Genomic DNA, 23,579 nt, shown 5'->3' on the forward strand with positions numbered 1-23,579 from the left:
GGAACAGATCCTATCGACTCTTCGGACCCGAGGATCCGGGACGAACGCAGCGTGGCCGGGGACCGGGTGAGCGCAGTCCGCGCACCGCGCGGGGGGATGACAGGAGAGACATGGTCAAAATGGATACGGGCGATACCGCATGGATGCTCATCAGTTCCGCGATCGTGCTGTTTATGACGCCCGGACTGGCGTTCTTCTACGGCGGCATGGTCCGGGCAAAGAACGTCCTCGGCATGATCATGCAGAACTTCTTCTGCATCGGCATCGTCACGCTCGTGTGGTCGGTGGTGGGCTTCAGCGTCGCCTTCGGTGCGGGCAACGGCTTCTGGGGCGGATTCCACTTCTTCGCGCTGCAGCACCTGTCCGAGGGCGACAATAATATCCCGTATGTCGTGTTCGTGGCCTTCCAGCTCATGTTCGCGATCATCACTCCCGCGCTCATCACCGGTTCCGTCGCCGACCGCATGAAGTTCAGCGCCTTCGCGGTCTTCGTGCCGCTGTGGTCGGTGCTGGTCTACTCGCCGATCGCCCACTGGGTGTGGTCGGCCAACGGCTGGCTGTACAAGCGCGGTGCGATGGACTTCGCGGGTGGCACGGTCGTCCACGCCAACGCCGGTATCGCCGCCATCGTGCTGGCCCTGGTGCTGGGCAAGCGGGCCGGCTGGCCGACCGGGGACTTCCGCCCCCACAACGTGCCGTTCGTCCTGCTCGGCACCGGCATCCTGTGGGTCGGCTGGTTCGGGTTCAACGCCGGTTCGGCGCTGGGCTCGAACAAGCTCGCCGGGTTCGCCCTGCTCAACACCCAGATCGCGACCGGCGTGGCGATCCTCGGCTGGCTCGCGATCGAGAAGATCCGGGACGGCAAGGCCACCACGCTGGGTGCCGCGTCCGGCGCGGTCGCCGGCCTGGTCGCCATCACCCCGGCCTGTGGTTTCGTCTCCCCGATGGGTTCCATCGCGGTCGGCGGCCTCGCCGGCGTCGTCTGCGCGCTGGCCACCTCGATCAAGGGCAAGGTCGGCATCGACGACTCGCTCGACGTCGGTGCGGTCCACCTCGTCGGCGGTGTGCTCGGCGCTCTGCTCACCGGTTTCTTCGCCACCGTGGACACCAACTCGGCGGGCCACGACGGCATTTTCTACGGCGGTCCGTGGAGCGTGCTCGGCGAGCAGGCTTTGGCCGTCGGCGCGACGCTGGGATACTCGGCCGTCGTGACGGCGATCATCGCCCTTGCGATCAAGTACACGATCGGGCTGAAGCTGAGCGACGAGGACCAGATCACCGGCATGGACGAGGCGCTGCACGGTGAGACGGCATACCGGTTCACCTCCATCGGTGGCGGCGGTTCGCTTTCCACCAGCGTCACCCCCGTCAAGGTGCCTGAGGAGGCCCAGGCATGACCAAGCTCGTCACCGCCGTCATCAAGCCCTTCAAAGTCGACGATGTGAAGGCGGCGCTGGAGAACCTGGGCGTGCACGGCTTGACGATCTCCGAGGTCCAGGGCTACGGCCGACAGAAGGGCCACACGGAGGTCTACCGCGGCGCGGAGTACAAGATCGATTTTGTTCCGAAGATCAAGATCGAGGTCGTCGTGACCGACGAGGCCGCCGACGACCTGGTCGCGGCAATCGCGACGGCCGCGCAGACCGGCAAGATCGGCGATGGCAAGATCTGGGTCGTCCCGGTCGACTCCGTGGTCCGGGTGCGCACCGGCGAGCGAGGCACCGACGCGCTGTAGCACCACGTGGCGGCTCCAGGGCGCCACGCCATGCTCCCCACGCACCACCCACCCGGCAACCGCACCACGCAGGTAGCACCAGAGGTCGCGGACGCTCCGGGCCCCAGCCCGGGCGTTCCCTCCTCGCTCGACCACATGAGGCGGCACCGCGCGATCATCGACGCGGTGCCGCGCCATGTGGCGGCCCGGCCCGCGCGGGCCGAGTCCGTTGGAGCGGCCGGTGCCGGAGGAGGACAGAGCCATGAAGGACCGTCTGGAGATCCTCAGGGGACGCGCCGAGCGGCTGCCCACGGCCACCGGGCCGACGCTGCGCCGCCTTCTCACCGACCTGGCCGACGCGGCCCTGACCGACCTGTTGGGCGATCCCGGCCCCGGGGTCGCCCTCGTCGCCGTCGGCGGCTACGGCCGGGCGGAGCCGGCGTTCGGCAGCGACCTCGACCTGGTCCTCCTCCACGACGGCGCCCATCAGAACATCGCCGCCCTCGCCGACGCCGTCTGGTATCCACTGTGGGACGCGGGCGTCGGCCTCGACCACAGCGTGCGCACCGTCGACGAGGCGATCACGGTGGCGGACGACGATCTGAAGGCCGCGCTCGGCCTGCTCGACGCCCGCCATGTCGCGGGCGACGCGGCGCTGACCACCGATCTCGCCCGCCGCGCCCGTTCCCGCTGGCGCACCCGCGCCCCGAAGCGGCTGCCCGATCTCGCCGCCGCCGTGGCCGAGCGCGCCGCCCGCCTCGGCGAGGTGGCCTTCCTGCTCGAACCGGACCTCAAGGAGTCCCGCGGCGGGCTGCGCGACGTGCATGCCCTGCACGCCCTCGCCGCGGCCTGGGTCGCGGAGGTCCCCTCCGACCGGGTGCTTGCCGCCGCCGAGGTGCTGCTCGACGCCCGCGGCGAGATCCGCCGGCTCAGCGCCGGCCGCCCGCAGGACCGGCTGCTGCTCCAGGACGGCACGGCGGTCGCCACCGCGCTCGGCTACCCCGACTCGATGGCCCTCGCCCACGCCGTCGCCGACGCCGGCCGGACGATCTCCTGGGCCTGGGACGCGACCTGGTACCGCACCGCCGCCGGGCTGCGCAACACCTCCCGCTGGCGCGGCCGGCGTCCCGTCCGCCGCCCCCTGGACGAGGGGGTGATCGACCAGGGCGGCGAGATCCAGCTCGCCCTCGACGTCGAACCGGCGAAGGACCCGGTCCTCGTGCTGCGCGTCGCCGCGGCCGCCGCCCGCACCGGGCTGCCGCTGGGCCGCTACGCCGTCGACCGGCTCGCCGCAGAGGCGCCGGCGATGCCGCAGCCGTGGCCGCCCGCCGCACGCGACGCGCTGGTCGCCCTGCTCGCCACGGGCGACGCCGCCGTCGGCGTGCTCGAATCCCTCGACCAGGTGGGTCTGCTGGTCCGGCTGCTGCCCGAGTGGGCCGCCGTGCGCAGCCGCCCGCAGCGCAACCCCTACCACCGCTACACCGTCGACCGGCACCTGATGGAGACCGCCGCCCGCGCCGCCGCGTTCACCCGCGACGTGGACCGTCCCGACCTGCTGCTGCTCGGCGCGCTGCTGCACGACATCGGCAAGGGCTTCCCCGGCGACCACACCGACGCCGGCATCGAGCAGATCCGGCTGATCGGCCCCCGGCTCGGCCTGCCCACCGAGGACGTCGACGTGCTCGTGGCGATGATCCGCCACCACCTGCTGCTCGGCGAGACGGCCACCCGACGCGACATCGACGATCTCGCGACCATCCAGGCCGTCGCCACCGCCGCCGGCAGCGACCGGATCCTCACCCTGCTGCACCGCCTGACCGAGGCCGACTCTCGGGCCACCGGGCCGACCGCGTGGAACGCCTGGAAGGCACGCCTCATCAACGACCTGGTCGAACGCTCCCGGGCGCTGCTCGGCGGCGAGCGGGTGCCCTGCCCGCCGCGGCTGGACGACCGCCAGCGCGGCCTGCTCGCCCTGCCCGCGGAGCACTCCGTCCAGGTCAACCCGCTGCCCGACGAGGGGATGTTCGAGATCGTCGTGGTCAGCGCCGACCAGGTCGGGCTGCTGGCCGTCACCGCCGGTGTCCTCGCGCTCAACCGGCTCGACATCCGGCGGGCGTCCGCCCGCAGCGCCGGCGGGCGCGCGCTGCTGCAGGCCGCGGTCGCCGCCCCGCACGGCCGGGTGCCGGAGGAGGCGAAGCTGCTCGCGGACCTGCGGGCCGCCCTCGCCGGCACCCTCGACATCGCCGAGCGGCTCGCGGCCCGGGAACGCGACTACTCCGGCGCGAAGCAGTGGACCACCCCCGGCCCACCACAGGTCATCTTCGACGACGGCCTGGGCTCGACCACCGTCCTCGAGGTACGCGCCCCCGACCGGGCGGGCGTGCTGTTCCGGATCGTGCGGGCGCTGTCCGGGCTACGGCTCGACGTCGCCACCGCCATCGTCGCCACGCTCGGGCTCGACGTGGTCGACGCCTTCTACGTCCAGGAGGCCGACGGCCGGCCGGTGGCGGATGACGCCCGCCGCCGCGAGATCGCCCGCGCGGTGCTCGCCGCGCTGGGGGCGGAGGATCTCCCCGACCAGCCGACGCCGGCCGAGCGCGCCGACTCCGTCGGCTCCGTGGGCTCCGTCAGCTCCGTGGACTCCGCCGGCCAACGGCTGTGATCCATCCCGCCCGCCCGCGCCGCACCCGGGCCGTTGGCACCCTCAGGGGAGACGCTATGATGAGCGAGCACGTTGGGAGGCTTCGCCTAGTCCGGTCTATGGNGCCGCACTGCTAATGCGGTTGGGGGCTTCAACCCCCTCCCGGGTTCAAATCCCGGAGCCTCCGCCCCTCGTCCGCGCGGCCAGCCTCTCAGGCTGGCCCGCTGACCAGATCAGATCAGCCTTCTTGATTGTCCTTACCTCCTCGTCGAGAACTCCTTCCGATGAGGAGCCGCTTCGCCGCGCGACGCGGCTCCACGGTGGCTGGTGAAGCCGGGGGTAGACCCGGTCAGCAGCAGGCAGCCCAGGCGCGTCGGGTCCGACCGGCAGGCTGGCCAGAATTTCCAGGAGCCGTGTGCCCTTCTCGGCGGCAGCGGGCGTTGGGTGGCGATCCTGGGCCGGCCTGTCGCTCCTGCTCGCCGGGCCTCCTACGCGGGACCGAGCCGCAGGGTCGTGATCGCGGCGGAGGCCGTGACCATGGATTCGGCGCCCGCGTCGCCGTACTTGGTGCGGTAGGCGGCGTCGATGTCCGCGCGCTGCTGGGCGGTGCCTTCACCGACGTCCTCGACGGTAACGTCGGCGTCGAGGCCGGGGACGTGGATGCGGGCCCGGCGTGAGGCGAGGGCGTGACCGAACCAGCCGGTGTCGCGCCGGTACCAGGTCCGCACGTACACCTGGTCACCGACGCGGACGACCCAGATCGGCAGCGGCTGTCGCAGGGCCCCGTCGGCGCGCCTGACCGCGATCTCCAGTTCGCGGGCCGCGTCGATCCGCTCCAAGGCGTCCGCGGACCAGGTCAGTTCGTTCATGCCTCGATCGTGCCCTTGCCCCGGCCATGGACCAACACTGTCCGGGTACACCGGCGATACCTCTCGAGTATCGATGGAGCGCCACCCTGGTCGGATGGACACGGGCCACGGTGATCGGGCNGGACTCATGCCGCGCCAACCTGCGCCAGCTGCATCGGCATCCGTCATCGGCATCCGTCAGCCGGCCCGCCGCGGCCAGGCTGCACGACGCCCGGGACTTCGCCGGGCATGTGGATTCGCGGACCGCTCGCCGTCACAACCACGATCGTGGGAACCTGGACCTGCACGGGTCACCTGTTCCGTCCACGCTCCGACCTCAACGGCGCTGAGCTCAGCGGACCCGCCAGCCTGGCCAACCTCAGCCTTGCCGGCGCCCACCTCGCCGGTGCCATGCTCAGCAAGGCGGACCTCACCGGCGCCGTACTGAGCGGGGCGGACCTTTCCGACGCCCGGCTGCGCGACGCGAATCTGAGCGGCGCCTGGCTCGACGAGGCAGACCTCACCAACACCCGGCTCAGTCGAACCGACCTCACCCACGTGGGCGCGCTGTCGCAGGAACAGGTAGACGCCGCCCGCGGGACAGATCGACGCGGTTGCCGACCTGGATTACACGCCCGGCGTCGTGGGGCCGGACGGAGTCACCGCACGAAGAGTGAGCGCCGCACGGCACAACAGCCTGCCTCCCATCTCAATGGACACACCAAATTTTCCCTCGCGAGGGGATCCGGTGCGCCTTTTCTTCTACTTCCTTCAGGGAAGAGCGTAACGTCCCACCCCGGTTTGACTGGGAGCCACATTCGGGGGGAACGGTGGTCTTTTTTCGGCGCGCCTGGCTTTGGTGCCGGCGCCATCCCAAGACCAGCGGGGCGGTCACCGTCCTGCTCGCCTTGTTCATCATCATCGGTGCGACCTCGGATCCGCCCAAGAAGCAGACCGCGTCGATGCGGCCGGCGTCGCTGACGATCGCCACACCGACAGCGACGCCGTCGGCAGTCCCGACGTCATCCGCGGCACCGGTGTTGGCGATGCCTCCCTCGACGACGGCTATTCCGGCCTCGACGACGGCTATTCCGGCGCCTCGGGCGACAGCGGCTTCGGTGGAGCACGCCGCGCCCAGCACACGTAGGGTCACCGCCTCAGGCCCCACCCAGCTCCCGGCCCCACCGCCCGCGACCCGTGCGGCAGCGCCACCAGCCGCGCAACCACCAGCCGCGCAACCACCAGCCGCGCAACCACCAACAGCACAAGCACCGGCCGCACAGCCGCCGGCCGCACAGCCGCCGGCCAACCATCAACCGGCAGCAGCGCCACCCGCCGCAGCTGCCCCGCCGGCCGCGGCTGCTCCCGCCTGTCACCCACTGGCCGCCAGCGGAAACTGCTACAAGCCCGGCCAGATCTGCCGCAATGTCGACCATGGCGTGCAGGGGGTCGCGGGTGACGGCAGGGCAATCGTCTGCGCGGACGACAACGGCTGGCGCTGGGTCGCGGCCTGACGATGTCATCCGGTTGACGGCGGCTGCATCCCGAGACGGAAACTTCATCCCCTTGACGGCAGCCTGCGGTGCCACGCAGGCCGACGGGCCATGGCCGCACGCCGGCCAGGCGGCCGCCCGCCGGCCGCGGCGCCGGTAGCCGGACTGATGGCGGGGCCCGCGGACCTGGCGTCCTCGGGTCCCGTCCCCCTATGCACCGGCGAGTGGCGACTGATCTCGTGACGCATCCCACCACGTCGATCATTTGGCCGGCCGGCACGCTCGGTGCCGATGACCAGGCCGGACCCTCGGACCATCACGGGGGCGCGGATCGGAGGTGGCGTCGGATCCCGTCGCCGCACGCCCCCTCAGGCATCATGGCGCGGTGAGTGTCGGGACCCGCGGACAGATCTCCGCTCGGGGGCCGTATCTGGTGCTCCTCGTGCCCATGCTCCTCGGCATTCTGCTCATGCACGGCGGCCTGTCCGCGCATGCCGGCCATCACGGCCGTCACGGCCACCCGGGCGGACTCTGCGGCTCTGACGGGCTGCTGGTCGCGGCCAGGAGCCGGCCGGGCGCGCCGCACGACGGGACGCCGCACGACGGGGCACCGCGCCAGCAGTCCACCCCCGGCCACCCGGGCAGCCTCGAGGGCGCGTCCGCGATCCTGACGCCGGACCCGACCGCTGGTCATCACGGTGGGCACGTCGGCGAGCTGTGCCTGGCGTTCCTTCGCGTGACAGGCATCCTGCTCGTCGCCCTGTTGCTCGCCCGCGCCGTCCGGACGGCCGTCGGCGCACGAGCCCACTCGCGCCCGGCGCTCTTCCGCCCCGAGCGGTCACCACCTGGGGGACTACCTCGCCCCCGCGCGCCCTCACTCGCCCGCCTCTGCGTGCTGCGCGTGTAGACCGACCGTTCCGCCGACGTGGGTTCTCGACGACTCCCGCCCGGCGGACCGGTATTCGGCTGCGCACGCATCCGGAGTCCGCACGCATCTGGACGACGAGGAACTTCAGCATGAGACGACTCATCCTGCTCATCCCGGCGCTTCTCGCCGTGGTCACCGTCGGCGCCTGCGGCAGCGGGAGCAGCACCGGCGCACCTACCAGCACGGCAACGACCACGACGACAGCGGCGACCGGCAGCCACAACGCGGCCGACATCACCTTCGCCCAGAAGATGATCCCCCATCACCGGCAGGCCATCGAGATGGCCGAGCTGGCCCCGTCCCACACACAGAACCCGCAGGTCAGATCCCTCGCGCAGCAGATCCGGGCCGCGCAGGCACCGGAGATCGCGACCATGGCGGATTGGCTCACCGAATGGGGGCAGCCCACCGCTCCCCCGGCCGACGCGGGCGTCTCCGGCCACGGCACGAGTGACCACGGCACCGGTGACCACGGCACGGCCGGCACTGGCATGGGCGATGACGGCATGGGCGATCACGGGATGCAGACCGAGGCGCCGGACGCCGCCATGGAAGGAATGATGTCCAGCGCGGACATGACCGCCCTGAGGAACGCGACCGGACCGGCCTTCGACGAGATGTTTCTCGCCATGATGATCGAGCATCACCAGGGCGCCGTCGCCATGGCGAAGGCCGAGATCCGTGACGGCCGCCATACGCCGGCGAAACACCTTGCCGAGGACATTCAACGCGCTCAGGCGGCCGAGATCGTCAGCATGCAGGACCTGCTTACCAGGATCTGACCGGCCCGGTGCAGGACGGGATGGTGGCTGCGACGCCGGCCACCATCCCGCCGCGCCGAGCCCGCACCCAGTTTCCCTCGAGCCTGCATCGAGCGACGGGCGGCGCCAGCCCACCAGGGAATTCACTACCCCCACGCATCCACTGCTCTCGCCACCACCTTTCACTGCACACCGTTCGACAAAACGGAATCCACCCGTCGGTAGCCGCCCGAGGATCGGAAAGGCACCGCCGCGGCAGCCCTGCTCGGCGCGGGAGACACACCCGCCCGGGGCGGTCCCACGGCACATCACCCGCGCCGTGCGGGTCGAGGACGCGTCCCGCGCCCAACCGACACCACGGTGCGGCAGCCGGAAGGATTCCAACTCCGTGCCCACCGATGACATCGCGGCGGCCGTGTTCGACTCCCTCCCCTCGCCCGTTGCGGTACTCGGCCCGGACGGCACGGTGGCCCGCCTGAACGAGGCATGGCGCCGCAGCGCCGCGACCGGGGTGGCCCTGCTCCCCGTGCGGCCCGGCATGAGCTGGCTGGCGGCCTGCGACCACGCGGCCGAGGCTGCGGCGCGGGCGGCGGGCACCTCTGTGGACCAGGCCCGCTCCTCGCCCGCCGGCCCGGTCGACCTCACCGCGTTCGATCCGGTCACGCCGGTCCGGACCCTGGCGTTTCTCTCGCGGCAGTTGATCGACCGACGGCGGACCTGGGCCCGCATCGAGCTGCCGCAGCCAGCGCCGCGCGGTCACCGCTGGCTTGACGTCCGTCTGAGCGCCCTCATCCGCGGCGACGGGCTGATCGTCGTCGTCGAGGACGTGACCGAACGGCGCCATCGCGAAGAGGACCTCCGCCGTCAGGCCACAACGGATCCGATCACCGGTCTGGCGAACCGGACAGCACTGCGAGCCCTGCTCGCGGCCAGACTCACCCCCAGCGGATCCGGCGCGTCGGACGCCACCAGAGCACGGGCCGGAAGCGCGGCCTCATCCGCACTGACGCCTCCTTCCCCGGAACGGGCCGGGACCGCCGTTCTTTTCCTGGATCTGGACGCATTTCGTCGAATCAACAACTCCTTCGGTTATCCGACCGGTGATGCCGCCCTACGTGCCGTCGCCCGCCGCTTTTCGAGCGTACTCGGCGCCGCCGACGTCCTCGGGCGATGGGATGGCGACGAGTTCGTCGTGCTCGCCGGCTCCGGGGCCGCGCCGGATGTCGCCGACCTCGCCGAGCGGCTGGTGGCGGCCCTCGACGAACCGCTCGACGTGCACGGCCACCGAATCCGGCTGTCGGTAAGCGTGGGGGTCGCCCTGGTGGGCGCAGCTCCGCCCCACTCCGGCGACAACCATCCTGAGCAGCGCGAACAGGGACGCCAGCCGGGAAATCGGGGGGCCGCCGGCGCCCCGACCGAGGACGGGGACGTTCTGGTCGCACGAGCCGGAGCGGAAGTGACCCGCGCCCGCTCCAGGCTACGGGCCGGCCACGACCGCCGATCCCGCTCCGGTCAGTAATTCGGCTTTCCGGTCGTCGAAAGTATAGGTTGACGACCACAAGGCCAAATTCGTATACGCAGCGTCGTCCGATGTCGACGGGGGGCGTTTCGGGTCGTATCTTCGGCCCATGCAGCTCGCATTCACCATTCGCGATTTCCGCACCGGAAAGAACGTCGACGTGCTTCTGCGCGCCGGTGCCGAAACTCCGCTCGGCGTCGTGGCCGACGCGCTGGCGACCGTCGTCCGGCCGCCCCACCCGGGCCGTGCCTCGGCGAGGGCCAGCCCCTCGCTGACCCTCGCCGGCCGTGGCCGCCCGCTCAACCCGAGTCTGCCGCTCGCCCGCTCGCCGTTGACCGAGGGCGCGGTCGTGATCCTCGACGCGCCGCCGGCCCGGCGGGCCACTGGCGCGGGCATGGTCCAGCTGATGATCACTGCTGGTCCCGGCGCCGGCGTCATCCATCCGCTGCCGGTCGGCGAGCACACCATCGGTTCGGCTCCCGGCAGCGCCATCCTGCTTGCCGGCCCTGCCACCACCGATGAACCTGTGCTGACGGTGCGGGTCGCCGCCGATGGAAGCTGTTCGGTCACTCCCGGCCCCGGCGCAAGGATCGTCGGGTGGGACCGAGTGAAGGGCGACGGCTCGATCCTCGCCTCCGTGCACACTCCCAGCACGGCGTTGCGGCTCCTGCGTCCTGCGGCGGTTGCCCCCCTGGCGCTTCCCTCCACCGCCGTTACGGGAAGGCTCGACGTCAACCGGCCGCCTCGGCTGCGCCCACCCCAGCGGGCGGCCGCCTTCGCTCTGCCTGCGGCGCCCGAGGAGCCTCGCCGAACGCCCGTCCCCGTGCTGGCCACGCTCCTCCCCCTGCTCGCCGCCCTGGGCATGGCCGCGGTGCTGCGGACGGTCTACGTCCTGCTGTTCGCCGTCCTCGGACCGCTGAATCTGGCCCTGTCCATGGCGAGCGGGCGTCGGCGGGACCGCCGCGAGTTCCGCGAGGCCACCGCGCGCCATCGACGGCTGCGTGACGAGGTGGAACACGCGGCGCAGGCGGCGCTCGAGACGGAGTGTGCCGAGCGCCACGCTGACCAGCCCGACCCGGCAAGCCTGTTCGCCACGGCCTGGCAGCGGGACTCCGGGCTCTGGCGGCGCCGCCGAGGCGACGCCGACTACCTGCGGCTGCGCGTCGGAATCGCGAACCAGCCGAGCGCGGTCATGATCACCCGCGCCGACCACCCGGCCGACCCGATGCGCGCGGATCTGCCCGCCGTGGTCGCCCTGAGCGAGGACGGCGTCGTCGGGGTCGCGGGCGCCCGGTCCCAGGAACTCGGCTGTTGGCTCCTCGCCCAGGCCGCCGTTCTGCACAGCCCCGAGGAGCTGGCGATCTGCGTGCTGGCCGCCGATGCCGGCCGCGCCGCCAGGTGGCGCTGGCTTCGCTGGTTGCCGCACTGCCGTTCCGCTGCCGCCGACGCGGCGGCATGGTTCGCGGGGGACGCGGCGGGCCGGGTCGCCCGCGTCGCCGAACTCCGGTCCCTGATGCAACGCCGCCAGAGTCTGCCGTCCGACCGCCGCCCCGCCGGCCCCGACATCCTGCTCGTACTGGACGGTGCACGCTCGCTGCGATCCGTTCCCGGCCTGATCCCGGTGCTGCGCGCAGGCCCGGCCGTGGGCATCCACGCGATCTGCCTGGAGTCCGACGTCCGGGATCTCCCGGCCGAATGCCGGGCCGTCGTCGCACCCGATGGCGGCTGTCTCACGGTGTATCGGGATCAGGCGGGGGTGATCAGACACGTCCACCCCGACCTCGTCGGTCCGGCCGGGGACGGCGGCGACGCGCCGTCCGGAGCGGCTCGCTGGTACGAGTCGGTGGCGCGGGCACTCGCGCCGCTTCGCCTGGCGGCGGATGACGACGCCGATCTCCCCGTGGCCGTGAGGCTGTCGGACATCACCGGCGGGGGCCGGCAGGCCGCATCGGCGATCCGGCGGGCATGGTCGTTCGCCCCGGGTTCGGGGACCCCGCAGACGAGCCGTCCCGTCCCGGTGGGAGTCGCCGGCGGCGGGACGTTCACTATCGATCTTCCTCGCGACGGCCCACACGGGCTGATCGCGGGCACGACCGGATCGGGCAAGTCGGAGCTGCTGCAGACGATCATCGCTGCACATGCCGTGACCTACCGGCCGGACGAGCTGGTATTCGTGCTCGTCGACTACAAGGGGGGCAGCGCGTTCGCCGAATGCGCCGCCCTGCCGCACACTGTGGGTCTCGTCACGGATCTCGACCCGCACCTGGTACGCCGGGCCCTGATCTCCTTGTCCGCCGAGCTGCACCGACGGGAGGCGCTCCTCGCCCGGTTCGGCGCCAAGGATCTCGATGCCCTGCGTCGTGCGGCGCCGGGTACAGGTCCGGGCGAGCTGACGGTCCCGCCCCGGCTGGTACTCGTCGTCGACGAGTTCGCCACCCTCGCCCGGGAGCTACCCGACTTCGTGACCGGCCTGGTCAGTCTCGCCCAGCGCGGGCGCTCCCTCGGTATTCACCTGCTCCTGGCCACCCAGCGTCCGAGCGGCGTCGTCTCCCCCGAGATCCGGGCGAACACGAACCTGCGCATCGCGCTGCGAGTGACCGATGTGGCCGAAAGTGAGGACGTCGTCGGGTGTCCGGACGCCGCCGCGATCGTTGCCGCCACCCCCGGCCGGGCAGTGGTGCGCACCGGGCCCGAGCGGGTCACGACCGTGCAGACCGCCTGGGTGGGCGGCCCGGCCCACGCGGAGGGTGACGACACCGGCGAGGTCGCGCCGCGCGTGAGCCTGCTGGCGTGGCCCTGGCCGGACGCCCCGGAGTCGGGACCGGGCCGGCCACATCCCGGCGCCGCGTCGCGAGATATCGCACCCGACGACACCGAGCTGACCGTTCTGGTGCGGGCGGTCCGCGAGGCCGCCGCGGCCATGGGGATCCCCGCCCAGCCGAGTCCCTGGCTTCCACCGTTGCCAGAGCGCATCGACCTCTCCGCCCTACCGGCCGTCACCGGCTCCGACGAGCTGGACACGCACCCGGTAGGTCCGCCGGGGCGCCGTCCCGGGCCCCGCCGGGGCGGGCCCCACCTTCCCGACACGGCGCTCACCCCGGTCGCCATCGGCCTGTCCGACCGCTGTGACCGCCAGTTGCAACAGCCCTTTGCGTTGGACCTGGAGGACGGCGGCCACCTGATGGTCGTCGGCGCGCCACGGTCGGGTCGTTCCACGGTCCTGCGGACCGCCGCGGGCGCGATCGCCGGCGCGATGTCCCCGCACGACGTCCACATCTACGGGCTGGACTACGGCGGCGGCGCGCTGGCCGCCCTGACCAGCCTGCCGCACACCGGCGCACTCGTCGGGCGGGATGATCCCGAGCGGGTCGGACGGATGCTCGCCCGGCTGACCGTCGCCGTCGAGCAACGCCGCCGGCGACTCGCCGCGNACGGGGTGGCGGATCTGCGGGAGGCACGGCGCAGTGTCACCCTGGCCGAAGGCAGTGCCGCGGTCCGCCCGCCCTACCTCGTGCTCCTCGTCGACGGCTTCGAGGCTCTGCTCGCCGCGTCCGAGGACGCCGACGGTGGGGACCTCGTCGAGTGCCTCCTCCGGCTGCTGCGGGAGGGCCCGGCGGCCGGGCTGCGGGTGATCCTCTCCACGGACCGGCGCGGGCTGACCGGCCGGCTGGCCTCCCTCATCGACGAGCGGCTGATCCTGCGGCTGGCCGATCCCGGCGACTACGCGCTGGCCGGCATCTCCGTCGCGGACATGCCCGAGCGGCTGTCTCCCGGGCGGGGAGTCGCGGTCGGAGGCCGATTTCCGACTCCCGTCGAGATCCAGGTCGCCGTGCTCGCCGCGGAAGCGGCCGGCCGGGCGCAGGTGGCGGCATTACGAGCCGTAGGTGCACGGTTGCGGACCGGCGCCGACGCGATCGGACCGGATCGGGGCGGCAACCGCCCCTTCCGCGTCGAAGCGCTCCCGGAGTGCGTCACCAGCGCCCGGATGGCGACCGCCCAGGCTCGCCGGCCCGCCACCGCCCCCCGCCGCTCACCCGCGCCCCGGCTGCGGGCCGCTCTCGGACTCGGCGGGGACGAACTGGACATCGTCGACCTTGACCTTGACGAGGAGCCCGGCTTCGTCGTGGGCGGGCCGCCGCGCTCGGGACGCAGCTCGGCACTGCTCACCATCGCACTGTCACTGCTGGCCGGTGGTGCCTACGTCGTCGCGGTGACACCGCGTCCCTCAGCGCTACGCGCGCTTGCGGGCCATCCGGGTGTTCTGGCCGTGGTGGATTCCGTTCTGGGCCACCTTGCCGAAGCCGGCAGCGTGAGCGGCCCGGGCCGGCCGGTCCTACCTCCCGGGACTGCCCACCTCGGCGGCGTGACCGCGCCCTGGGCCGTCACGCCGGGGAGACGGCCGCCGGTCGTCCTCGTCGACGACGCCGAGCTGATCGGCGAGCACGCGGCCACCGAGCTGGCGAGCTTCTGGCAGCAGGCGCGCGGCACCGGGGGCGCGCTCGTCATCGCCGGCTCGACGGAGGAGCTGGTGCTGCAGTACCGCGGCGTCGTCGTCGACGTCCGTCGTGAGGGGCACGGGCTGCTCCTCGCCCCGAGACGGCCGGGCGACGGAGAGCTCCTCGGCGTCCGGCTCCCCCGGACGAGCCCCGGCCCCGTGCCGGCGGGTCGGGGAGTGCTCATCCGGCGTGGAATCCCGCTGCCCGTCCAGGTCGCCTGCCCACCAGCCACCGTTCCCGTCCTGCTCCACCCCCGACACCAGCCCCACCCTCGACATCCGCTCCAGCCGCGACACAGCGCTAAGGGAATCGCATGAGAAAGGGAATCGCATGAGAACTGTCACGACGCCGGCGGCCCTGCAGGCCGCCGCCCGGATGAGTCAGCTACTGCCCGGCCTGCAGACGACGGCGGTGAACCTCATCGACCACGGCAACACCCTCGCTGACCCGCGCAACTGGGAGGGCCCGAAGGCCCAGGTCTTCCGCGCGCAGATCTGGCCGGAGGTGCAGCACGCGCTCACGGACCTGCACGCCAACCTCACCGAGCTGGCCCGCGGCATCACCGAGATCAACAGGCGGACCGCCGCAGCGGGAAGCTGATCACCGTTCCCGGACCCGCGTCACCCTCGGCCGCCGTTCGCCTGTCGACCGAAATCCCCCTGGAGGACACCGTGACCCCGTCGTCCGACGTCACCGTTCGCAGCACCCCGCAGGCCCTGGCCGCGATCTCGGACCTCGCCTCGATCGTGAACGGACCGCTGCTCACCCACTTCGACGAACTGCGGTCCACCGCGAGAACCCTCACCGACCCGGAGAGCTGGGACGGGCGCGGCGCGACCGAGTTCCGGACGACCGTCTGGCCCGGCTACGAACGCACGCTCACCGAGCTGCACGCCCGACTCGACCAGCTACGCACCCGGCTTGCCGAGATCCAGAACGNGATCCAGAGCGCCGGATGACCGATGCCAGGCCGGCCGGTTCAGGGACCTCGCCAGTTCAGGGACTCGCACCATAAGCTGACGGTCACGCTTTGCATCCTTCTGGACCGTTCCCTCCCGGACCGGCGCTCCCGCGCCACGGACGGCGGCCCTGGAGGCACCGGAATCTGGCCACGCCTCCGCCGATCTGTGTCGTCGCCAGCCAGTCAGACGGGTGCCCGGAAGTCGGGGCCGTCGGGAACGAAGCGGAACGTCGCGGTCACGGCGTCGAACAGGCGGTGCAGCGCGTTGGTCACCGCGATGTTCGGGCTCCGGCATTCAACCTGGGCCACGCGTGGCGCACCCGGCACGGGGATCAGCGTGCGCATGCTCGCGACCAGGGTCGGCTCGATGTCCAATCCACCGCCGGAGGCCAGCACGCCGAGCACGCGGGCGGCCAGGCCGACGGCAGGAAGATCCACGATCTGCACCTTGCGCCAAGTGCCCGACAAGGACGGCAGGGGCTCCTCCTGTAACCCCAACACGAGCGCACTCACCGTGGGGACCGACTCCCCCGGCCCCGCGTCATGACGGAAAGAGGAGACCGACACAGTGGCCGACAGGCCGGCGTCGTCGATGGCCTCCACCATCACGCCGCAGTAGACCGCGCCGCTTGCCGTCGCGCTCCGTGCCGCGTCGCGCAGCACTGCGGACATGACCGCCCGGCGGCCGGCCAGCATCGGCGTGCCGCGACTACGGGCGTGAACGAGAGGATCGATCGAACGCATGGCCGTGCCGGACCTCAGATCCAACGTGAACCAGCTCTCCGGCATCGTGATGGCGAAACGATCCGGAGCTCGCCGGCTCGCCGCCGCGTATCCACTCAAGCCACATCCCTGTACTCGACACGCGCCGATCAATACCGCAGCCGCAGGATGCGGAGATTGCTCAGCGCAAGGTTGAATCCGGACATTTAGCGTTGGATCGGGTACCGAATGCTCATCGTGCGTGAGAGATCCCGGATCTGTCATCCCTACGTTCCCGCTCCGCGATCGCACTGGTACGGTTACACCGGGTTCGTCCCGCTGTCGCCGTCTCGGCGCAGCAGCGTGAGGAGGCCGGATGCCCACTGCGCGCCGCCCGCGTGGGGAGCCCCGGACGTCGCCTGGTAGTCGAGACGGCCGCGCCGCGTTTCCCGTCCGTCGCTCCGGAGGGCCTGTGCGTCCATCGATCCGGGCACCCAGGATCGCGATCTGGTTAATCGTCACAAGAAGGCCAGAAAACTCTCACTTCGCCCCGGGTCGCCGCGCCAGTCGACCTAGCATGAGCGCCACGCGACGTGCCCCGCGGACCGACGCCGCCCCTCGCCCGGCACGCACGTGCGCCCGACCCTGCGCCTGATCGGGGACGAACCATGTCGACCACACCGTTGCCCTCGGCACCATCGCCCTCGCATCCGCCTGACCCCACGGGGACTCCGCCGGCCGCGCCGGAATCCGCACCGCGGCCAGGCACACCGCGGCCGGCTGCGAAGCGGCGGCGCGGCCCGGTCACCAGGGCTGCGGGCGGCCGGGCGGCGGGCGGCGGGCGCGCCACCGGCGGCGAGGCCGTGCCGACCCGGCAGGCAGTGCCGACGGTCCCGCCGGAGGATCGCGCGCGAGAGCGGCTGCAGGCAGCGGGCGCGCTCGCGGCGATTGCCGTGGCTGTCCTCGGCATCCCCGTGATTCTCGCGCTGGTGCTCGGTCCGCCGATCCGGAGCGGTGGCGGGGCGGGCGGGGTCGTCCGGGCGGTCCTTTCCCTGCTGTTCTGGGCGGCGTGGGCGCACTTCATCGCCTGCCTCGTCGCGGAGTGGCGCGCGGAGGTTCGCGGCAGCGGTCTGGCTCCGCGCATTCCCTTCGGCGGCGCCCCGCAGATGCTCGCCCGCCGCCTCGTCGTCACCGCGTTGCTGCTCTCGGGCACCACAGCCTTCGTTGTTCCGGTGACCTATGGCCAGGAGGCGGCCCGCGGACAGCGCCCGGGGCCGGCCGAGATGCCGCGAGGGATTCCTGCGCCAGATCCGCGCCCAGAGCTGGCGCCTCCCCGGGTCGCGGACGGCGCCGACCCGCGGGGCGGCGCCACGAACGGCAGAGACGGCCTCGGCGCCCCCGACCACACGGATACGCCCAACCGTACGGATACACCCGACGGCGCGGGCACGCCCGACGGCGCGGGTCCACCGGCCCAGGCCCCCCGTGGATGGGCCGCTCTGCCCGTCCCGTCAGGCGCGCGCCCCGCCTGGGCCTCCGATCGAGCCTCGCCGCGTGATGGCATCTCGGCTCCTGACGAGCCCCTGGGCGACGGTGGATATGAGCACGCTCCCTATCCCGGCGACCGGTATGCCGGCGTCGACGGCCTGGGTGGAGTCGGCCTGGGTGGAGTCGGCCTGGACAGCGTCACCCCGGACAGCGGCGGCGGCTCGGACGGGGTGCGGACGGCGGAGTTCGCGGGGTCGGTTCCCCCGGCGCAGGAGCCTGTCGCCGGCCAGGACGAGCTGTCGCCGCCCTGGCATGCCGACCGCCCGGAGCTGATCAGTCCGGCCGCGGACCAGCACAGCCGCCTGGTCCTCGGCGAGCGCGTGGTGAAGCTGTACGAGGTGCGCCCGGCGGAGGGGCGTCATCACGACACTCTCTGGGGCATCGCCGAGCGCTTTCTCGGCGATGGGCTGCGGTACCGCGAGATCTTCGATCTGAACGAGGGCCGCACCCAACCGGACGGCCGAACGTTGTCAAAGCCGTCCCTCATCCACGCCGGGTGGGTCCTGCTACTGCCCGCCGACGCCCAGGGCGACGGGCTGCGCGTCCTGCGGATGCCCGAAGGCACCCCCGGTTGGCCGCAGACCTCGGCGGGCGCCGACGGCGACGATGACCTGGACGACCTTTTCGATCACGACAGCTTCGGCGACGCCGCGGACGCCGACGACGCCGTTTTCGACGCCGGGCCCGGCACAGCCGATGACCGGTCCACAGCCGATGACCGGTCCACAGCCGATGACCAGTACGCAGCCGATGACCAGTACGCAGAAGACGACCGGTACGAGGCATCGCGCCTGCCGGCGGTGCCGGATGAACCGGAACAGGCGGCGGGTCAGGTGCTGGCCGCCTCCCTCGCGCCGCCACAGGACTTCCTGGGAGTCGCGGCCGCCAGCCTGCTCGCGGCCGGGGTGATGGTGGCGCTGGCCGGGCGCCGGAGCGGTCCGGCGCAGCCACCCCAGGACGCCACGGAACGAGCGCTGCTGCTCGCCGCGGACACCGAGGCGGCCCGCTTCATCGACCGGTCACTGCGGGTGCTGTCCGCCTCGCTCACGGATCAGGCGCGTCTGCTTCCCGCGGTCTACGCGGCCATCCTCACCGAGGAGGCGCTGATCCTGCACATGGCGCCGGCGCAGGAGGAGCCGCCACCGCCGCCCTGGGCGGTCGGTGAGGTTCCCGGATCCTGGTGGATCGAGCGCACACCGGGACTCCTGGCGGAGGCGAGCGGCGGCTCCTTCGCCCAGCCGGCCCCCGGGGTACCCGCGCCGTTCCCGGCGCTGGTCAGTTTCGGCCACGACGACGCCGGCTCGCGCATTCTCGTCGACCTCGAGGGCGCGCCCGGTGTGATCAGCCTCCTCGGCGACCGCACCATCGCGACGCAGGTGGTGATCGCCGTCGCGCTCGAGCTGGCCACCAACGTCTGGTCGGACGACCTGCGCGTCTGCCTGATCGGTTTTCCCGCCGACGACGACCTCGACGAGCTGCTGACGATCGCTCCGGAACGGCTGTGGACCGCGGTCAGCGTCGCGGAAGCTCTCGACGAGCTGTCCGGTCCCGACGACGAGGATGCGGTCTACGAAGTCGGAGCCGACGGGGACGACTTTCCACTCGAAGCGGGTCAGCGGATCGCCGGCAACCCCGGGGCACTAGCCCCGGACCTGCTCGTCCTCGCGGCGCCGCCGGCCGAGGCCGACACCGCTCGGCTGATGAGAATGGCGCAGGGACGCCGACATGCGGTCGGCGTCCTCACCGTGGGCGACTCCCCGGCCGCCCGGTGGCGGTTCACGGTCGGACCGGATCGCCGGATGTCGCTGGGCGTGCTGGGTGTCGAGGTGTGGGCACAGTCCATCACCGGGCCGGAGTACCGGGCGATCGCGGCCCTGTTCCGCGCGGCCGACGCGACGGCCGTTCCGACTCCCGCCAGACCGGCCGATGACGACCCGCCGCCGCCGGCCACGCCTGCGCCTGCCTCGTCCATCGCGGCCCCGCCGTCGCCGCCGCCCCTACCGCCACGGGCGACGACCGATCCTGCACACGCCGTCGGGGCGGCGCAGGCGGAGCCCGGCGAGGCGGAGCTCGCGCCGGGACACCTCACGCCGGACGACGAGATCACCCGACCGCCGGCCCGAGCCGACTCGGTTCCCGGCGTCCTGCCGTGGACGCCGCAGCTCGCAGCGATCCCACCCCCGACCGGCCCGCAGGGTTCCGCTCCGCCGTCGGCGACGGACGAGGATCGCACCCGGCCGCCGGCGAACGGTCGCCGGGCGCCGCTCGGACCGCCGCCCGTTCCCCTCACCTCCCCGAGCGGTCCGGGGGCGTCCGGACCGACGGCACCATCGGACTCCGCAGCCTCCGGCGCCGAGCCGGCGCCCGGGAGGGCACCGGCATCCGCCCCGGCGCCCACGCCGTACCTGGCAGCACCCGGCGATGCCGGCCCGGACGACACCGACTCCACGCTGCTGTCCCATCCGAGCAGTCCGCTGATCCGGCCGACCGACCTTCCCCGCGTGCCGCCCGTGCTCTACTTCGAGACCCCACGGATGCGGGCCAACCGTGCGGCCCAATCCCAGCCCCAGGCCCCGGCGCACGCCGCTCCGGCCGCAGCGCCGCCCCCACCACCGCTGGCCGCAACAACGCCGGCCGCGACAACGCCGCCCACCACGGCGCCGCCCACCACGGCGCCGCAGCCCGCGGCGCCAGCGCCGGCCGCCGCGATGCCAGGCCTGCCGCCCGGGTCCGCGCGGTTCGCGGTACCTCCTGAGCGGGTACCGACCCCGCCACGCCCAGCGCCTCCACCGCACCCGGCGCCCCCGCCACGCCCGCCGATTCCGCCGCCCAACGAGGTGCCGAGCGGGCGGTATCCCGCCGCCTCGCCGCCCCGGGAACCATCATCGACAGCGCCCGAACCCCCCGGACCGCCACCCGCGCAGACCTCGCGCCCGCAGGCGCCGGCCGCCTATTCCGACGGGGAAACGACCATTCCGCGCGGCCGCATGTGGCCAGCCGGCCTGGTCCCGCCGTCGCCCGGGACGGCCCCACCGTCACCAGCGCCACCGTCACCAGCGCCACCGACCGCGGCGCCACCGACCGTAGCGCCAGAACCGCCACCTGCCATGGGACTCCCGCCCGTGCGTGAGCCGCGGCCCGACGAGCCGATGGCCACGGGGGAGGCCCAGGTCCGCGTCCTGGGGGTGCCCACCGTCGAGGGACCCGGCCGGCAACCGACGGACGACCTCGATCTCCTCACCGATATTGCCGTATACCTTGCCCTGCACCGTGAGGGCGCGCACCGCCGGCTGCTCGCCGAGGAGATCTGGCCCACCGACGCCGAGGCCGACGACATCGCCGTGGACGCGGCGCTGGGGGAGGTCCGTCGCTGGCTGGGAGCCGACGCCGAGGGGCGGCCCCGGCTGTCCGTCGATCCGCAGGGTCGGTGGCGGCTGAGCCCGGACGTGCGCTGTGACTGGGAGCTGTTCGTCGCCTACACCCATCGGGCCGGCATGCCCGGGGGCGACACCGAGGCGGACCTGACGACGGCCCTGCGGATGGTCAGCGGGCCGCTGTGGACGAACCTGCCCGCCGGCCGGTACCGGTGGGCGACCACCGGCCCCATCGCGCGCAGCACCCGGGCCGGCGTCGTCGACGTGGCCCACCGCCTCGCCGAGCTCACGCTGGGCTTCGGCGACACGATGACGGCCATGGCCGCCTGCCGCACCGGCCTACGGGCGGTGCCGGCATCCGAGGTGCTGTGGCGCGACCTGCTGCGTACCGTGTCGGCTCGAGGCGATCGCCGCACGTTGGAGGCGGTGACCACGGAGATGTACCGGACCATCGGCGCCGGTGGGGGACGCCGGGGGGGCCGGGCCGAGGCCGAGACGGATGCGCTGGTCCAGACGTTGCTGCCCGGGTTCAGGCGCGCGCGGAAGTAAGGCGCAGGCGGATCACGGGGTTCCCGGCCTGCCGACGTCGGTTCCCGGCCTGCCAACGTCGGTCTCCGGCCCGCCGGTGTCGGTCGCTGGCGGGCCGGAGACTCGCTCGTCCGCCGCGGGGTCGGCACGGGGAGAGCGCAGCGCGGGCGCGAAGGCGGCGATCGTCGCGAGCAGGAGGAGCACGATCGTCAGGGCACGGTGGAGGCCGACGAGCTCGGCGAGCCCGCCCACGACGGGCGGTCCGGCCAGCCAGCCGGTGTAGCCGACCGTGCTCACCACGGCGATCGAGGTTCCCGCCGACTCNCCGAGCCGGCCGGCGGTGGAGAACACAGCCGGCGCCACGCAGGCGGTGCCGACGCCCAGGGCGCCGAACCCGATCACACCGGCGGCGGAACCGAACGACAGGGTGCCGACCGCGAGCGCGCCCGCGAACCCCACGCCCGCGACCGCCGTGCAGCCTCGCACCGTCCGCGGCGGCCCGTACTGCGCCATCGCGCGATCGCCGACCAGGCGTACGGCGAACATGCACACCGTGAACGCCACGAAACCCGCACCGGCGACCCCGGCGGCCGCCCCCGTCACCTCGGCGAGGTAGACGGCGCTCCAGTCCGCGGCCACCCCCTCGCACAGGAAGCTCCCGAACGAGACGGCGCACAGCGCGGCGAACCGCGCCGACCACCGGCGACGGCCCCGCGCGCGCGACTGCTCGGCCACCGCGGCCGGCGCCGACCACCCGGCCGCGGGTTGCGCCCCCGACCGCTCGCCGGACGCTTCGGCCATCGGCCCCGCCGGGTCCGGCAGCATCCACCAGGTGGCCGGCAGGGCAACGGCCAGGCCGATCCCGCCGAGCACGGCGAACTGGGCGCCGACGGGCACCGCCAGCGCCGCGGCGACGGTACCGATTCCGGCGCCGCTCAGCGCGCCGGCCGTCCAGGCCGCGTGCGCCGTGGCCATGATCGGCCGACCGTAGCCGCGCTCGACCCCGATGGCCTGGGCGTTCGCGGCGATGTCGAGGCCGCTGCTGGTGGCACCCCACAGGAAGAGCAGGGCGAACAGCGACCACTGTCCGGCCACCAGCGGGAACAACGCCCCGACGGCGCAGTAGCTGGGCAGGGCCGCACGCACCACCCGGACGCTGCCGAAACGGGACACCGCGAGGCCGACAAGCCACAGTGTCAGGACGGCACCGACCGGCGCGCCGAGCAGGGCCAACCCGAGCCGCCCGTCACCGAGGCGCAGGTCGGTCTTGATCTGTGGCACCCGCGGCGCCCAGCTCGCGAACACCAGGGCCAGGACGAACAGCGCAATCATGGTCGCCGCCCGAGCTCGGCCCAGGCTCCGACGCCGCGACGGGCCGGTCCCGCCGGTCACGGCCGCACGCCCCATCCGGTCACCCGGTCTCCAGCCGGTCGCCCGCCCGCGGGGTCACCCGGCCGGCTCCGACGCCGCATCGGATACTGGCCGGATGCGGCTGGTCATGCTGTCCGACACGCATCTTCCGGCGCGGGCACGCGCACTGCCCGCCGAGATCTGGACCGCGATCGCGGAGGCGGACGTGGTGCTGCACGCCGGCGACTGGATCAGCCGGGACGCCGTCGACGAGCTCGCGGCGCGGGCGGGACGGCTGATCGGCTGCTACGGCAACAACGACGGCCCGGACGTCCGCGCGGTCCTGCCGGAGGTCGCCCGGGCCACGCTCGGCGGCCTGCGCTTCGTGGTCGTCCACGAGACCGGCCCGGCCCGGGGACGGGAACGTCGGATGGCCGCCGCCTACCCCGAGGCCGACGTGCTGGTCTTCGGTCATTCGCACGTGCCGTGGGACTCGACGGTCGCGCGCGCTGCCGGGCCGGCGAGCGCGGCCGGCCCGGCAGCGCGGACGCCCTCGGCGGCGCCGAGCACGCTGCGCCTGCTCAATCCCGGCTCCCCCACCGACCGTCGCCGCCAGCCCGCGGCCACATACCTGACCGCGGTGGTCGCCCGCGGTCGCCTCGACGACGTCGTCCTGCACCCGCTGCCGACGGCCGGGTGAACCGAGGGAGCGCATG

Annotated in this window: 15 protein-coding genes, 1 tRNA gene and 3 pseudogenes; 14 read left to right on the forward strand and 5 right to left on the reverse strand. The window is 73.1% G+C overall.

The features are described from left to right. Window positions 1–110: 110 nt before the first annotated feature. The 4 genes from UK82_RS05270 (at window position 111) to UK82_RS05285 (ending at window position 4,542) form a co-directional block, all read left to right on the forward strand. Window positions 111–1,397, forward strand: coding sequence for an ammonium transporter (locus tag UK82_RS05270; protein WP_055406500.1), 1,287 nt, complete (start codon window positions 111–113; stop codon window positions 1,395–1,397). Then, window positions 1,394–1,735 carry a P-II family nitrogen regulator gene (locus tag UK82_RS05275; RefSeq protein WP_044887830.1) on the forward strand — a complete coding sequence of 114 codons (342 nt, stop codon included), beginning with the start codon at window positions 1,394–1,396 and terminating at the stop codon, window positions 1,733–1,735. The genes UK82_RS05270 and UK82_RS05275 overlap by 4 nt, the downstream gene beginning before the upstream one ends. Before the next feature lie 241 nt (window positions 1,736–1,976). Next, on the forward strand, window positions 1,977–4,376 hold the full coding sequence (locus UK82_RS05280) for a [protein-PII] uridylyltransferase (RefSeq protein ID WP_055406525.1): 2,400 nt from the start codon (window positions 1,977–1,979) through the stop codon (window positions 4,374–4,376). 75 nt (window positions 4,377–4,451) lie between these two features. Then, window positions 4,452–4,542 (forward strand) — tRNA-Ser (locus UK82_RS05285). A 301-nt stretch (window positions 4,543–4,843) separates the two neighbouring features. Here the strand turns inward: UK82_RS05285 and UK82_RS05290 are convergent. Continuing rightward, window positions 4,844–5,224, reverse strand: coding sequence for a DUF2255 family protein (locus UK82_RS05290; RefSeq protein ID WP_055406501.1), 381 nt, complete (start codon window positions 5,222–5,224; stop codon window positions 4,844–4,846). Between the two features lie 390 nt (window positions 5,225–5,614). On the opposite strand from UK82_RS05290, the pseudogene UK82_RS42335 reads away from it, so the two are divergent. After that, window positions 5,615–5,719, forward strand: a pseudogene (locus UK82_RS42335) (pentapeptide repeat-containing protein); the annotation flags it as partial. 193 nt (window positions 5,720–5,912) lie between these two features. Here the strand turns inward: UK82_RS42335 and UK82_RS35900 are convergent. Continuing rightward, the gene (locus UK82_RS35900) at window positions 5,913–6,356 is read right to left on the reverse strand and encodes a hypothetical protein (protein ID WP_236705544.1); all 444 of its coding nucleotides are present in this window, start codon (window positions 6,354–6,356) and stop codon (window positions 5,913–5,915) included. Between the two features lie 725 nt (window positions 6,357–7,081). Between UK82_RS35900 and UK82_RS05305 the strand changes: the two genes are divergently transcribed. The 7 genes from UK82_RS05305 to UK82_RS05330 form a co-directional block, all read left to right on the forward strand. Continuing rightward, on the forward strand, window positions 7,082–7,603 hold the full coding sequence (locus tag UK82_RS05305; RefSeq protein WP_083507067.1) for a hypothetical protein: 522 nt from the start codon (window positions 7,082–7,084) through the stop codon (window positions 7,601–7,603). A 110-nt stretch (window positions 7,604–7,713) separates the two neighbouring features. Further along, window positions 7,714–8,406 (forward strand): DUF305 domain-containing protein, encoded by a 693-nt coding sequence (locus UK82_RS05310; protein WP_044887642.1) that lies wholly within the window; start codon window positions 7,714–7,716, stop codon window positions 8,404–8,406. Between the two features lie 367 nt (window positions 8,407–8,773). Continuing rightward, a complete protein-coding gene (locus tag UK82_RS05315) occupies window positions 8,774–9,904 on the forward strand; it encodes a GGDEF domain-containing protein (RefSeq protein WP_044887641.1) in 1,131 nt (376 codons plus the stop codon). A gap of 109 nt (window positions 9,905–10,013) precedes the next feature. After that, window positions 10,014–13,334: FtsK/SpoIIIE domain-containing protein (locus tag UK82_RS05320; protein WP_236705528.1), on the forward strand; the 3,321-nt coding region annotated here is incomplete at its 3' end. A gap of 6 nt (window positions 13,335–13,340) precedes the next feature. Next, window positions 13,341–14,717, forward strand: a complete 1,377-nt coding sequence (locus UK82_RS35905) for a hypothetical protein (RefSeq protein ID WP_236705541.1) — start codon at window positions 13,341–13,343, stop codon at window positions 14,715–14,717. Between the two features lie 13 nt (window positions 14,718–14,730). Further along, on the forward strand, window positions 14,731–15,000 hold the full coding sequence (locus UK82_RS05325; protein WP_044887639.1) for a hypothetical protein: 270 nt from the start codon (window positions 14,731–14,733) through the stop codon (window positions 14,998–15,000). 71 nt (window positions 15,001–15,071) lie between these two features. Beyond that, a partial coding sequence (locus tag UK82_RS05330; protein ID WP_236705529.1) for a hypothetical protein occupies window positions 15,072–15,339 on the forward strand: 268 nt, incomplete at its 3' end. 205 nt (window positions 15,340–15,544) lie between these two features. Here UK82_RS05330 and UK82_RS05335 read toward each other — a convergent pair. Continuing rightward, window positions 15,545–16,105, reverse strand: a complete 561-nt coding sequence (locus UK82_RS05335; protein ID WP_236705530.1) for a hypothetical protein — start codon at window positions 16,103–16,105, stop codon at window positions 15,545–15,547. Between the two features lie 911 nt (window positions 16,106–17,016). On the opposite strand from UK82_RS05335, the gene UK82_RS05340 reads away from it, so the two are divergent. Continuing rightward, window positions 17,017–21,534 (forward strand): LysM peptidoglycan-binding domain-containing protein, encoded by a 4,518-nt coding sequence (locus UK82_RS05340; RefSeq protein ID WP_236705531.1) that lies wholly within the window; start codon window positions 17,017–17,019, stop codon window positions 21,532–21,534. Between the two features lie 12 nt (window positions 21,535–21,546). Here UK82_RS05340 and UK82_RS35910 read toward each other — a convergent pair. Then, window positions 21,547–21,837 (reverse strand): annotated as a pseudogene (locus tag UK82_RS35910) (MFS transporter); the annotation flags it as partial. A gap of 1 nt (window position 21,838) precedes the next feature. After that, a pseudogene (locus UK82_RS05345) lies at window positions 21,839–22,920 on the reverse strand (MFS transporter); the annotation flags it as partial. A gap of 79 nt (window positions 22,921–22,999) precedes the next feature. Between UK82_RS05345 and UK82_RS05350 the strand changes: the two are divergent. Further along, window positions 23,000–23,563, forward strand: coding sequence for a metallophosphoesterase (locus tag UK82_RS05350; RefSeq protein WP_055406508.1), 564 nt, complete (start codon window positions 23,000–23,002; stop codon window positions 23,561–23,563). The last annotated feature ends 16 nt before the right edge of the window (window positions 23,564–23,579 follow it).

Source organism: Frankia sp. ACN1ag, assembly GCF_001414035.1.
GTDB classification, from domain to species: Bacteria; Actinomycetota; Actinomycetes; order Frankiales; family Frankiaceae; genus Frankia; species Frankia torreyi.